The following is a 12,844-nucleotide window of genomic DNA, read 5'->3' on the forward strand; positions in this document are numbered from 1 at the left end:
TTTCATTTTCGCAAATTATTGAACTTCATTACTAAAACCACATATATGAAAATAGGCTCTACTTTATTAAAGCGATATTCTTCTTTATTGCTTCTGCTTATTCTTTCTTTTTCTGTTAAGGCCCAATATTTCGGACAAAACAAGGTAAGGTATAAAAAACTCGATTTTAAAGTTTTGCAAACCCCCCATTTCGAGATTTATTATTATATCAAAAACGAGAAACTTCTAAAACGGTTTTCGCAAGACGCCGAAACCTGGTACAAAATGCATCAGGAAGTTTTTAGAGATACTTTTTTAAAGAAAAATCCTATTATATTATACAACAACCATCCTGACTTCCAGCAAACAACAGCTCTTAACGGAGAAATTGGAATTGGTACCGGTGGAGTTACAGAGGCACTAAAAAACAGGGTAATTATGCCTGTTATGGAGCTAAATAGCCAAACAAGACACGTTTTAGGGCACGAGCTTGTTCATGCTTTTCAATATCACCTTTTGCTCGAAAAAGATTCGATTAGCTTAGAAAATGTTGGGCAAACACCACTATGGATGGTTGAAGGTATGGCTGAATACTTGTCAATCGGAAAAAAGGATGCATTTACTTCGATGTGGATGCGCGATGCCATGTTGAACCGTGATATCCCTTCATTGAAAGATTTAACCAACTCTAATAAATATTTCCCTTACCGTTATGGCCAGGCATTTTGGACTTACATAGGTTCTCAGTACGGCGATACCACCATCGTTCCGTTGTTTAAGAATACTGCAAAATATGGTTATGAAAACGCCATCAGGTATACTTTTGGCTATGATGACAAAACATTGTCGGGTTTATGGAAAAATTCTATCGACGCGCATTATAAACCAATGTTAAAAGCAGATAGTTCGCAGATCAAAATTACGGGCACGAAAATCATCGATAATAAAAACGCAGGCAATATGAACGTTGCCCCTGCCCTTAGTCCAGATGGGAAATATTTGGCTTTCATGTCAGAAAAAGACCTTTTTGGCATTGATTTATTTCTTGCAGATGCCAAAACCGGCAGAATTATCAGGAAGTTGAGCAGTCAGATTTCTAACGGCCATATTGATGATTTCAATTTTATAGAGTCAGCTGGAGCATGGTCGCCGGATAGTAAACAGTTTGCCTTCAGTATATTCAGCCATGGTAAAAACCAGATGATGATTATCAATGTTTCAAACGGAACCACAGTTTCTCAAACAGCGATGGATCAGGTGCAGCAATTTGGTAATTTAACATGGTCGCCAAATGGAAAAGATGTGGCTTTTTCGGGCATGGTTGAAGGACAAAGTGATATCTTCTCCTACAATTTAGACACCAAAACAATTACTCAAATTACTAACGATGTTTATTCTGATTATGCACCTAGTTACTCTCCAGATGGTAAAAAATTGGTATTTTCATCAGATAGAGCGGCAATTCAGGCGAATATAGTTAATGCAGTACTGCCTATAAACCTAGCTGTTTACGATATCGCTTCTAAAACGGTGAGCAATTTAAATGTTTTTCCAGGAGCAAATAACCTAAATGCACAGTTCTCTTCAAACAGTCAAAATATCTATTTCCTTTCTAACAGAGATGGATTTAGAAATTTATATAAATACAATTTCGCAGATAATACAGTAGATCAGTTAACTGATTATTTTACAGGAATTAGCGGGATTACCGAGTTTTCGCCTGCAATTTCAGTATCTACAACTGATGATATTGTATATAGCTATTATCGCTACCAACGTTATACTTTGTATAATGCTAAGTTAAGCAGCTTTAAAGCGAAACGAATTGGTAATCAGGATGAAAACTTTGATGCTGCTATCCTTCCCCCGATGGAAAACATTGGTGTAAACATCATCAATTCTAATTTAAATAATTTTGATCGTTTCGAAAAAACCATAGCCGATTCGATGAAAACTGTGCCATACAAACCGAAATTCAGGTTAGATTATTTAGCAAATAGTGGTGTTGGTGTTTCTACCAGCCGTTTCGGAACCGGTGTTTCAGGTGGTATTGTGGGTATGTTTAGCGATATATTAGGCACGAATCAAATCATAGCAAATCTATCCGTAAATGGAGAAATTTACGATTTTGGTGGATTAGTGGGTTACATCAATCAGAAAAGCAGAATCAACTGGGGCGCTGCAGTTTCGCACATTCCATATGTATCTGGTTTCAGGTCTTACGGATATGAAAATATCCCTACAGGTGATAATCAAACTGTTAATGCCTTAGCAGACAGAACGGATATTATCAGAACGTTTGAAGATCAGATCCAGGTTTTTGGGGCTTATCCATTTAGCAAAATTCACAGATTTGAATTGGGTGGATCATTTTCGCATTATAGTTATAGAGTTGACCGATATAGCAATTATTACAATTCGGCGGGTTACTACATTGGTTCCGACAAAAGCAGGATTTCTAACGACGTTGCTTCTCAGGACTACGGCATTCCGTTTAATTCTTTTACACTTTATCAGTTAAATGCTGGCTTTATTGGTGATAACTCTATTTTTGGGCTTACTGGTCCGCTTGATGGTTTTAGATATCGCGTAAGTGGGGAAAAGTATTTTGGTACCTATAATTTTGCTGGTGTAACTGCAGATCTCCGTAAATATTGGAGGGCTAAGCCAGTAACATTTGCCGTTCGAAGTTATAACACCCTAAGGATTGGTAAAGATGCGGATAGACTTTATCCAATGTATCTGGGTTATCCTTATCTAATTAGAGGTTACGAATCAAATTCAATTTACAAAAGCACCTCGGCTCAATCGTCAGAATCTTTCGATATTAACCAGTTAACAGGAAGTAAAATAGCCGTTTTTAACTTCGAGGTACGCTTACCTTTTACAGGGCCTAAAAAGTTAGCTGCAATACCTTCTAAATTTTTATTCTCTGATCTGAATTTATTCTTTGACGCAGGATTGGCCTGGACAAACGACACCAAGGTGAAGTTTAAAAGTGAACCGACCTATACGACAGAACCTGTATTAGATAACAATGGTGTTCCTGTTAAAGATGATAAAGGAAATCCAGTTACCTATCAATCTACAACGGAACGTGTGCCAGCAATGAGTATTGGTATATCGTTACGGGTAAACGTTTTTGGCTATTTTGTATTAGAGCCTTATTATGCGATTCCTTTCCAAAGGAAGGATGTTAAAACTGGAGTATTTGGTTTAACATTCGCTCCAGGGTGGTAAAAGGAAATTAATTAGGAAATTGCATATGAAAAAAATATTTTTAATGGTTTTATTGTCTTGCAGTCTTTTGGGTTTTGCTCAAACAGTAACAGAGCCAGCTAATAATCCAAAAGAATGGTCTCAAGCTACAGCGCCATTTAGAATTGCAGGTAATTTGTATTATGTTGGCACTTATGATTTAGCTTCTTATTTAATTGTAACAGAAAAAGGAAATATATTAATAAATACAGGTTTAGCTAATTCGCTTTCAATAATAAAAGAAAATATAAAAGCTTTGGGATTTGATTATAAATCAATCAAAATTTTGCTCTTAACCCAAGCTCATTTTGATCATTTGGGTGCAATGGCCGAGATTAAAAAAGAAACCGGCGCGAAACTTTATGTAGATGAGAAAGATGCGGATGCTCTTGAAACAGGCGGAAAATTAGATTATGAGCTTGGGAAATATGGCATAAGTTTCAAGCCTGTAAAACCTGATTTCCTATTGAAGAATAACGATAAGATTAAATTAGGCAGCACTACTTTAACAATGCTTCATCATCCTGGGCATACTAAAGGATCGTGTAGTTTTATATTTGATACAAAAGATAAAAATTCTAGCTACAAAATTTTGATTGCCAATATGCCATCCATAATTGTTGATAGAAAATTCTCAGAAATAGCATCATATAAAGATATCCAAAAAGATTATACTGAAACTTTTAAAGCAATGAAAAAGCTTGACTTTGATCTTTGGGTTGCCTCTCACGCAAGTCAGTTTGAGCTCCATGATAAGCGTAAATCAGGAGCCCCTTATAATCCAAAAGTCTTTATGGATAAAAGTAAATTTTTCAAGAATCTTGAAGATCTGGAAAATATTTTCCTCGAAAAAATAAAAAATTAACCTTTTCCTAACTTGTTAAAAGCGATTAAATACAAATAATCGCTTTTTTTTTTTGGAGATAGTTTAATTTCTTTTAGTTTAATAAACGTAACAATTAAGACAAACTCGTAAATGATAGTTTTACCTGATTGCTTATATTCCGATGTAAAAGAATATTTTCGAAATCGAGCCCTATAGTTAAATCAATCCAATCTGGATTACAAGATCTTACCAAACGTTCTTTTTGCATGCGTGTAAACCGGCTAATTGATTTAAAACGCAGCAAAGCTTGTGCTTCTGTTTTAAACTCTTCAAAATAAACAAGGCGGGTTAATTGTTGCCCGTTATCAAAAAATAAGTTTGGCATCTGTTTGTAGAAATCCAGCGTCTTCATTAAATCAGAGCTCATGCCCACGTGCATACTTGTACGATTTCTGTCGGTAACGATATAAACAAACTTTTTCATGATCTTGTGTTTAAAACTTAAAACTAAACTATTTAGTATACCCTCTTGCAAATCAAAATAATATTACTAACTTTATGAGCATAAAATTACTAACTATTTTAGTAATTCCAAATTTATTTTAAAATTTATTTTTATGTCAAATATTTCAAATAATTTAAAGTACCTCAGGAAGAAAAAAGGCCATACACAGCAAAATTTCGCTGATATAATGGAAATCAAGAGATCGCTCATCGGGGCTTACGAGGAAGACCGGGCGGAACCTAAATATGATTTGCTAAAAAAAATAGCCGAATACTTTGATCTTACCATCGATGAATTCATCAATGAGAAAATATCTGACAGCTGGAAACCGAAGCCAAAAAGCCAGGGATCCAACCTAAGGGTACTGAGCATTTCTGTTGATCAGAACGATCGCGAAAATATCGAATTGGTTCCGGTTAAAGCAAGCGCTGGTTACTTGAACGGTTTTTCTGATCCTCAATATATTAGCGACCTACCTAAATTCCAACTTCCATTAGCTGCATTAAGACAAGGTACCTTTAGGGCTTTTGAAATTATGGGCGATAGTATGTTACCAGTTCAACCAGGTAGTGTGATTATTGGCGAATACCTGGATAACTGGAATGAAGTAAAAACCGGCGAAACGTACATCGTGATTAGTAAAAATGAAGGTGTAGTATACAAAAGAGCGGGTAACCGTTTCAGAGAGAATAAAGATTTAAAGCTGATATCAGACAATAAGGTATATGATGCCTATACAATTGCTGCCGACGACATCCTGGAAATCTGGAAAGCCAAGGCATATATATCTACCTCATTACCAGAACCTGCACCAGATCCAACAATGGAAACTTTGACTCAGATGATGGCGCAAATGCAGAAGTCAATCTCTCAATTAAATAAAAATTAACTTTTTTTAACAAGGCCCGATTAAACCGTTTGCGTTTTTATGTATCTATTCATTTAACAAACACATAAAAAACAGAACATGAAAAAAGCAATTTTAACAATAGCAATTGCAGTAATGGGATTAACCGCTGCATTTGCTCAAGACACTACAAAGAGAGTAAGACGGGCAATGCCTAAAATGACTGCCGAGCAAAGAGCAGAAAAGGTTACCGCCAGATTAGAGAAACAGCTAAGCTTAACCGCTGATCAAAAGACCAAAATTTACGCCATTGAATTGGAAAACGCAAAGAAAATGGAGGCTTGGAGATCTGCTGATCAAGGCGATATGAAAGGCAAAATGAAAGAACGCAAAGCCGCTATTGATGAGCAAAAAGCTAAAATAGATGACATTTTAACTGCTGAACAAAAAACCAAAATGGATGCTTTCCGCGCCGAAGCCAAAGAAAAGGGTGAGAAAATGAGAAAAGGAATGGGTGGAAGAGGTAAAAAAGACAAAGCACCTGTAGTTTCTAATCCTCCTGCACAAGGATAAATAGCTCAAACATTAATTAATTATATTTTTGAAAGCGTTCCGATTATTCGGGGCGCTTTTTTTACTTTTGACCGATGAGCAAAATTGAACAGTTTCTTAACGGCAAACTTCAGGAACGAAAAGATAACCTTTCGATCAGGAATTTATCGACGAACATTCCTCCTTTTGATTTTTGTTCTAATGATTATTTAGGTTTTGCTAGATCTAGTGAATTAAAAAAACTGATCGACGATACCATAGCCACACTCCCTAATTACCTGAACGGAGCTGGTGGTTCGCGACTGTTAAGCGGAAATACCGCATTTATTGAAGAAACCGAACAGTTTATTGCCGATTTTCACCTGGCTGAAAGTGGATTGATCTTTAATTCCGGTTATGATGCCAATGTAGGGCTATTATCGAGCATCCCGCAGCGTGGCGATACGATTATCACTGACGAATTGATTCATGCGAGTATTATAGATGGCTGTAGGTTAAGTCATGCTACACGTTATAAATTTCTTCATAACGATATAAACGATCTTGAAACTAAACTGAAACTGGCAAAAGGAAACATATTTGTGGTGGTAGAAAGTGTTTATTCTATGGATGGAGATATTGCACCATTAATAGACGTGTCTAACCTTTGCGAACGCTACCAGGCCAACCTGATTGTAGATGAAGCTCATGCTACGGGAGTTTTTGGTGCAAGTGGCAGCGGATTAATCAGCCAGCTTAACCTGACCAGTAAAGTATTTGCACGAATTGTAACCTTTGGAAAAGCCTTAGGCGTACACGGAGCCATTATTTTAGGAAGTAAAAACTTACGCCATTACCTTATTAATTTTGCAAGATCGTTCATTTACACCACAGCTGCTCCCATTCATAATATAGTTGCAGTTAGATCGGCATACCAACACTTAAATAAAATTGATCATCAGCTGATTCATCAAAAAATTGCATTGTTTAGAAAAATGTTAAAAGAGCAAAACATTAGTGCACTTGATAGCAAAAGTACTATTCAGGGTATTTTGTTTTCATCAAATCAAGCGACTAAACTGGCCGCTACGGCACTGCAAAGCAAAGGTTTTGATGTACGGGCAATATTAAGCCCAACAGTAGCTTTGAGCAAAGAACGGCTCAGAATCTGTCTTCACAACTTTAATACCGACGAGGAAATTATTTCGTTGGTTAACCATCTTAAAGAATTGAATTAAATGGCTAAATATTTTATCACAGGCATTGGAACAGGTATCGGAAAAACATTAATCAGTGCCATTTTAACCGAAAAACTAAAAGCAGATTATTGGAAACCAATCCAATCGGGAGATTTAGATACCAGCGATAGCATAACATTAGGTAGTTTAATAAGCAATACGCAAACCGTTATCCACCCGGAAAGCTACAGATTAACACAACCCCTATCACCGCATTTATCAGCGAGATTAGATGGTATTGAGATTGATCTGAACAAAATCAATATGCCTTTAACGGAGAACAATTTGATTATTGAAGGTGCTGGGGGTTTAATGGTACCCTTAAACGAAAAAGAGCTGATTATCGACCTGATCAAAAAGTTGAATGTTGAAGTGATACTGGTTTCACAAAATTATTTAGGCAGCATTAACCATACACTTTTATCCGTCAATCTGCTTAAACAATACGAAATTCCGGTTAAAGGCATCATTTTTAATGGTAACGAGAATGTGGAAACGGAAAGATATATCCAGCAATATACCAAAATAAAAAAGCTAGGCAATATACCTAGCTTCAACAATATCGATAAAGAAAAAGTGCTGACTGCCGGTCAGGAGCTTTTCCTTTAATTGGTTTCGAAAAAACAAAATTATCTCTACCAATTACATATTCTAAAAATCTGGCGTCATTCCCGCGCAGGCGGGAATCTTAAAACATATTGCATTAAGATTATTCATAAGTTTTCCTTTTTTTGGAGGCATTCATGAGCACTCCGTGGTTCCCAATCAAGTTGGGAATGACGCACCGCCGAAGCCTATTGCTGCAGACTCAAGTATTTATTTCTCAGTTAAATAACCAGACTTTTTAAGAAAATCGGCCCAAACCTGGTATCCTGCCGGAATAAGGTGTAAACCATCTTTGGTAAGTTCTGCTCTTAAGTGTTTGTCCTGATCGGTAAAATTTGGATACAGATCGATAACCGTTACATTTTTAGCCGTAAATTTTCTGATTTCATCATTTAACCAAAGAATATGTTCGTCTTTGCCATAATGGTTTTTAAATTTTTCGAAAGCACTGTTTACTGGTAAAAGCGTATTGAAATAGATGTGTGTTTTCTTAGAACCTTTTCTGATTCTGGCAATCATTGTTTTATAATTTCTTAAGATCACACTATCTGGAATATTCCGGGAGATATCATTTATACCAATCAGGATAAAAACCTTTGTCGGTTTGCCATCAATTACATCTTGTAAACGCTCTAAAACACCAAAAGTAATATCGCCAGAAATTCCCCTGTTTTTTGCCTGTGGCAGATCTAAAAGTTTAGCCCAATCCGTGCCAGCTGTAATGCTGTTACCCAAAAAGACAAAATCTGTTTTAGATTTTGGATCGGCTTTAAACTTCGCTACCTGCTCAACATATTTCCCAGGACGGTAAGTGCTGTCCCATTTAACTACCTGAGCCGTAGCTGCTGTAAAACTCAGTGTAAATACAACAACGGTTACCAATAACTTGTTAAAAAGTGCTTTCATATTATACTTTTATAAAGGCCTAAAATACTATTTTGCCTGAACTAAAATATCCGGATAATCAGAAATAATACCATCAACATTTAAGGCTTTTAATTTCTGAATATCGGCTAAGGTATTGGCAGTCCAGGGAATGATTTTTACACCATCAGCATGTGCTTTTTTAACCAATTCTTCATTCACCATTTGCCAAACCGGACTTAAAATAAAGGGTTTATAACCTAAATCGGCAATATTTTCTTCATATGTTTTTTTATTGGCAACCAAAAAAGAGGTTTTTATTTTAGGATACTTTTCGTGAATAATCTGGATCGTCCTTTTATCAAAAGATTGGATTACTACAAAATCAGCGATTTTTTTCTTTAAAATTACATCCATTAAAAGTTTAACAAACTCTTCGGGTTTAGGGTTGGTAATCCCATCTTCTTTTTCGTTACATTTAGTTTCTATGTTATAAAAAAACTGCATGCGCTTATTTGCCTTAATATCGTGCTGAACCGCATCTACTAGGTCAGAAAGTAATGGAAGATATGTTTTTTCTTTTTTCTGCTGAGGAAATTGCTCATAATACTTGGTACCCAGATCAAACTGTTTAATTTCAGCGTAGTTCATTCCAAAAATCGGATATTTCTTAGCATCTGTTATCGGAATATCTTTCCCTTCTGGTGTAAGCATAAATGCCGGACTTAGATAATCATCGTGCGTTACTACCACTTTACGGTCTTTAGAGATATGGGTATCCATTTCCAAAGTAGTAATTCCTTCTATTTTCATGGCGTTTAACATCGCCAAAATGGTGTTTTCGGGCATAAGCCCCCTTCCGCCACGATGTGCTTCTGCGCTAAATACCGGAAATTTAACTTCCTGACTAAATGATTTAACTGCAAATGCAGACAAGAAAATAAAAATTGCTGTTGTATTAAGTTTCATATTTAGAAGGGATTTTATAGTGGCGTCAGCTGTTACCATCTGACACTATTAATCTATAATTGGTTTAGCTTTTAAAATTAATAATCTGTCAGATGGTAACATCTGACAGCACAGGATCCGACAGCACGGAACAGATATAAGGATGTTAAGCATTAATTTCCGCCTCAAATTTTTCTCCGAAGCGGTCGGTGGCCACAACCTTTACTTTTTTAACCGATGGTTCGAAATGTGCCATAAACAAATGATCTGTTGATCTTGGTTCCACAAATGGTCGCGGATTTGGCAGTTTATCACCTTTGTACAATTTAAGGGCTAAAGGGTCAAATCCATCTTGTTGAGCTAACAAGCCCATTGGTTTGCCGTCAAGGAAATATTCTACTTTCCATTCAGGATCATAATTCCAAACGTTGGCAATTAATCTTTTCTGATTCGTTAAGGTATCTACATAAATATCAAGCTGTTCTTTCCTATCTCTTCCGGTAGATTTATAGTACCATTTCAAATTGGTTCCATCTACTTCGTAAACGCCGTAGCCACGTGGTGTACCATCCTCGCAAATGGGGCCTGTCCACCAGCCACCACAAACAGTACCATGGTTATGTTCGTAAATGCCGTTCTTGATTACATTTTTATTAAAATGCGTATGTCCTGACATGATATGAACATTTTTGAAATCTTTTAATACGGCATAAAAATCATTGTTATTTTTAACTGCATTATGTACCGGAATATGGAGGCAGATAATCAGCAATGCATCTTTAGGCACCAGCTGCAGATCTTTGGCTAGCCATTCTAACTGCGTTGGGGTGATGTACCCATCGTAAGTTCTTTCTACCCCCAAATAACGTACATCATCTAAAACCACATAATGAGCCTTACCTCTGTTAAAAGAGTAATAAGTTGGGCCATAATGTGCTTGAAAAGTGCGGTCAGAGGTATCATCTCCTCCTTGCCTGTAATCCTGATCATGATTTCCTAATGCCTGGAAAAATGGAATCCCGATTTTGGCAATAGCCTCATCATATGCAGGAAAAAGATCAAAATTATCCCAAACTAAATCACCGACGCCGATGCCATGAACTGGTGTTTTCCCCATTGCTTTTACCACTTCTCTTGTATCAGGAACCGAGGTTTCCATCATCTGCGCGACATCTTTCTTATTCTTCACCTGAGGATCGGCCCAAATGATAAAATTATGTTTGTTATCATTTTGTTTTAGCGGCTTAAGATCGAAGTTTAATTTACCTGCTGTATCTGGTTTATAATAATGGCGTGCGATACTGCTCTCAGTTTTAAACTCATAACCAGAAGGTGTGCTTATCCAAACAAAACGGGCAAGCTCATGGAGTTTAATTTCATAGTTTCCGTTTTTATCGGTCTGCACCACACTGTAACCATCAGAAATCACTACTCCTGAAATAGCTTTTCCTTTACTTAATATCCTACCAGAAATTTTGTTTTCTAATAGCGATGAAAAAGAAAAAGCTTTGATACTAACGAATAGCGTTGTACCTAAGAGTGCAGATTTTTGAATAAAGGATCTTCTATTCATTGTGAATGATTTTTTATTTACTGCGGAAGAATATAAAATAATTTCTTCCGCAGATGACAAAGATTTTTATAGATATTTTTAACTTTTTATAATTTATTATCTTATTTCAGTTGCGTTAGCAGGCTCAATATCTGTGAGTGCTGAGGTTTTAGTTAAAAGAATTGGAGTTTGCGTTCTTGCTTTTACCCATTTATTTAATTTTGTATCATAAGCACCGCCTAAAAGGTAGAAATAGCCTAAATCTGCAGTTAAATAGGTTAACGATTGTGTATTTGTACCTGCCCTGTAAAAAGGTTGAGGAACTAAATTTTGAGGATTAATGACATCGTAAATATCAGTATTACCAATTCTGTAACCTCCACCATAATTAGGGGCACCGCCAGATTGATATAAAAGCCCGCCAGTACTAACCCACAATACATCGATAGGTACAGTAGCTCCGGTAACCTCAATACCTCTAAATACTGCCATTCCGAATGCATTACCACTATTTGCCATTAAACCAGTGGTGGCATTACCAGTTACTGTACTAGCTGAGTTAAAACGATCGCTCACCTTATTATAATCTAATGCCCTAATCCATTTTGATGAGGCAATTGATGTAGAATTAGCGCCGTTAATTAATTTATTTATACCACCAACATAAAAAAATTCGCCTTTGCTTACAGTGCCAGAAGTTAGATTTATTTTGTATGTACGCTGCTGGCCAGTTGCCCAACCTTGTGCTGGTACACCCGTTGGTACAGATGCTCCAGCATTGTTAGAAACTATCAAAGAAAAAGGCGTGTTGGCAAAATTAATATCTTTAGTAGCCCTGAGCTGAACGTATTCATTGTTGCCATCACCACCATTTACATCACTTATAAAGCCTGAAATTACACATTCAGGAGCATCAATGTTAGTGCTTAAAGCGCCAATATCATTTGCATTAGTTATGCGTAGTTGTGGAAGTATTTTATCATTAACGATTTTATTGATTATTATCCCTTTATAATTACCAGAATATGGTGGCTTTACAGATGCAAATGACGCTTTTGGATCGGTATAGAATCCGAAATCATTTGTACCATCATTTAAAACTTTATCGCCCGCTAAGGTTTCTGTAGCAGATAACGTTGGATTGAATGTACATTTATAAATAGTTAGCAAAGTACATTCGTACCTATCCGGATAAGTAGCTATTAGATTGCCATATCCTCTAGAAATATATAAAGTTTTACCTGAAGCAATTTTAGTAACATCAGCAGCAGTTTTGCCCATAATTTGTAACGTACCATCAACACGTTTCAATACTCCACCTTCAATTTTAACATGAACAGAATCGCCAGGAACATATTTCGCGGCATCGACACCAATGTTTATGGCAATACCTCTTAATGAATCTAGCCCACCAACAATTCTAGTATTTTGAATGATGAGCAAACCCGATGGCAAATTATTGGTAGAATGATCAGAAATTACCTGCCCTTTAACCATACTGGCCCCACGCATATTTTCGGTTGTAAGCGTTACTTCGGTATTTTTATAAATTTTGCGTAAATCAACATTTGGGATAAACATACTCGGTGTTGATAATACGTAATCGGTATCTCTTTTACAACTTATTATAACTGCAATACACCCTAGTGCAAACAGCATATTTCTTATTATTTTATTCATAACTTTTTAA

The 12,844-nt window shown here is 36.3% G+C and carries 11 protein-coding genes; 6 read left to right on the forward strand and 5 right to left on the reverse strand.

The features are described 5' to 3' along the window. Positions 1–45 precede the first annotated feature (45 nt). Both AC1DNH_RS04335 and blaB3PEDO read left to right on the forward strand, forming a co-directional pair. On the forward strand, positions 46–3,219 hold the full coding sequence (locus AC1DNH_RS04335) for a TolB family protein (protein ID WP_477609813.1): 3,174 nt from the start codon (positions 46–48) through the stop codon (positions 3,217–3,219). A gap of 25 nt (positions 3,220–3,244) precedes the next feature. Further along, on the forward strand, positions 3,245–4,102 hold the full coding sequence (gene blaB3PEDO, locus AC1DNH_RS04340) for a PEDO-2 family subclass B3 metallo-beta-lactamase (RefSeq protein ID WP_477609811.1): 858 nt from the start codon (positions 3,245–3,247) through the stop codon (positions 4,100–4,102). Between the two features lie 94 nt (positions 4,103–4,196). Here the strand turns inward: blaB3PEDO and AC1DNH_RS04345 are convergent, their stop codons facing one another. Next, on the reverse strand, positions 4,197–4,547 hold the full coding sequence (locus AC1DNH_RS04345; RefSeq protein WP_029275228.1) for a GIY-YIG nuclease family protein: 351 nt from the start codon (positions 4,545–4,547) through the stop codon (positions 4,197–4,199). Positions 4,548–4,680: 133 nt separating this feature from the next. Between AC1DNH_RS04345 and AC1DNH_RS04350 the strand changes: the two genes are divergently transcribed. The 4 genes from AC1DNH_RS04350 to bioD all read left to right on the forward strand — a co-directional run bounded on the left by AC1DNH_RS04350 (position 4,681) and on the right by bioD (position 7,793). Then, complete coding sequence (locus tag AC1DNH_RS04350) at positions 4,681–5,457, forward strand: XRE family transcriptional regulator (protein ID WP_086546492.1); 777 nt, start codon at positions 4,681–4,683, stop codon at positions 5,455–5,457. A gap of 78 nt (positions 5,458–5,535) precedes the next feature. Continuing rightward, the gene (locus tag AC1DNH_RS04355) at positions 5,536–5,988 is read left to right on the forward strand and encodes a hypothetical protein (RefSeq protein WP_477586271.1); all 453 of its coding nucleotides are present in this window, start codon (positions 5,536–5,538) and stop codon (positions 5,986–5,988) included. Between the two features lie 74 nt (positions 5,989–6,062). Then, on the forward strand, positions 6,063–7,184 hold the full coding sequence (locus AC1DNH_RS04360) for an aminotransferase class I/II-fold pyridoxal phosphate-dependent enzyme (RefSeq protein ID WP_477625207.1): 1,122 nt from the start codon (positions 6,063–6,065) through the stop codon (positions 7,182–7,184). Next, the gene (gene bioD / locus AC1DNH_RS04365) at positions 7,185–7,793 is read left to right on the forward strand and encodes a dethiobiotin synthase (protein WP_477583743.1); all 609 of its coding nucleotides are present in this window, start codon (positions 7,185–7,187) and stop codon (positions 7,791–7,793) included. Between the two features lie 207 nt (positions 7,794–8,000). Here bioD and AC1DNH_RS04370 read toward each other — a convergent pair whose 3' ends face one another. The 4 genes from AC1DNH_RS04370 to AC1DNH_RS04385 form a co-directional block, all read right to left on the reverse strand. Then, positions 8,001–8,696, reverse strand: coding sequence for a GDSL-type esterase/lipase family protein (locus AC1DNH_RS04370; RefSeq protein WP_477583741.1), 696 nt, complete (start codon positions 8,694–8,696; stop codon positions 8,001–8,003). 27 nt (positions 8,697–8,723) lie between these two features. After that, positions 8,724–9,623 (reverse strand): glycerophosphodiester phosphodiesterase family protein, encoded by a 900-nt coding sequence (locus AC1DNH_RS04375; protein ID WP_477583740.1) that lies wholly within the window; start codon positions 9,621–9,623, stop codon positions 8,724–8,726. 145 nt (positions 9,624–9,768) lie between these two features. Beyond that, positions 9,769–11,175, reverse strand: coding sequence for a calcineurin-like phosphoesterase C-terminal domain-containing protein (locus AC1DNH_RS04380; RefSeq protein WP_477583738.1), 1,407 nt, complete (start codon positions 11,173–11,175; stop codon positions 9,769–9,771). A 96-nt stretch (positions 11,176–11,271) separates the two neighbouring features. Continuing rightward, complete coding sequence (locus AC1DNH_RS04385; RefSeq protein ID WP_477609320.1) at positions 11,272–12,834, reverse strand: DUF5689 domain-containing protein; 1,563 nt, start codon at positions 12,832–12,834, stop codon at positions 11,272–11,274. Positions 12,835–12,844 lie beyond the last annotated feature (10 nt).

This window comes from Pedobacter sp. 01N310 (genome assembly GCF_056399805.1).

Bases quoted from the DNA above. Each gene is read 5' to 3' on its own strand.
- AC1DNH_RS04345 (WP_029275228.1), bottom strand. From the start codon at position 4,547: ATGAAAAAGTTTGTTTATATCGTTACCGACAGAAATCGTACAAGTATG.
- bioD (WP_477583743.1), top strand. From the start codon at position 7,185: ATGGCTAAATATTTTATCACAGGCATTGGAACAGGTATCGGAAAAACA.
- AC1DNH_RS04355 (WP_477586271.1), top strand. From the start codon at position 5,536: ATGAAAAAAGCAATTTTAACAATAGCAATTGCAGTAATGGGATTAACC.
- AC1DNH_RS04350 (WP_086546492.1), top strand. From the start codon at position 4,681: ATGTCAAATATTTCAAATAATTTAAAGTACCTCAGGAAGAAAAAAGGC.
- AC1DNH_RS04385 (WP_477609320.1), bottom strand. From the start codon at position 12,834: ATGAATAAAATAATAAGAAATATGCTGTTTGCACTAGGGTGTATTGCA.
- AC1DNH_RS04370 (WP_477583741.1), bottom strand. From the start codon at position 8,696: ATGAAAGCACTTTTTAACAAGTTATTGGTAACCGTTGTTGTATTTACA.
- AC1DNH_RS04360 (WP_477625207.1), top strand. From the start codon at position 6,063: ATGAGCAAAATTGAACAGTTTCTTAACGGCAAACTTCAGGAACGAAAA.
- AC1DNH_RS04335 (WP_477609813.1), top strand. From the start codon at position 46: ATGAAAATAGGCTCTACTTTATTAAAGCGATATTCTTCTTTATTGCTT.
- AC1DNH_RS04375 (WP_477583740.1), bottom strand. From the start codon at position 9,623: ATGAAACTTAATACAACAGCAATTTTTATTTTCTTGTCTGCATTTGCA.
- blaB3PEDO (WP_477609811.1), top strand. From the start codon at position 3,245: ATGAAAAAAATATTTTTAATGGTTTTATTGTCTTGCAGTCTTTTGGGT.
- AC1DNH_RS04380 (WP_477583738.1), bottom strand. From the start codon at position 11,175: ATGAATAGAAGATCCTTTATTCAAAAATCTGCACTCTTAGGTACAACG.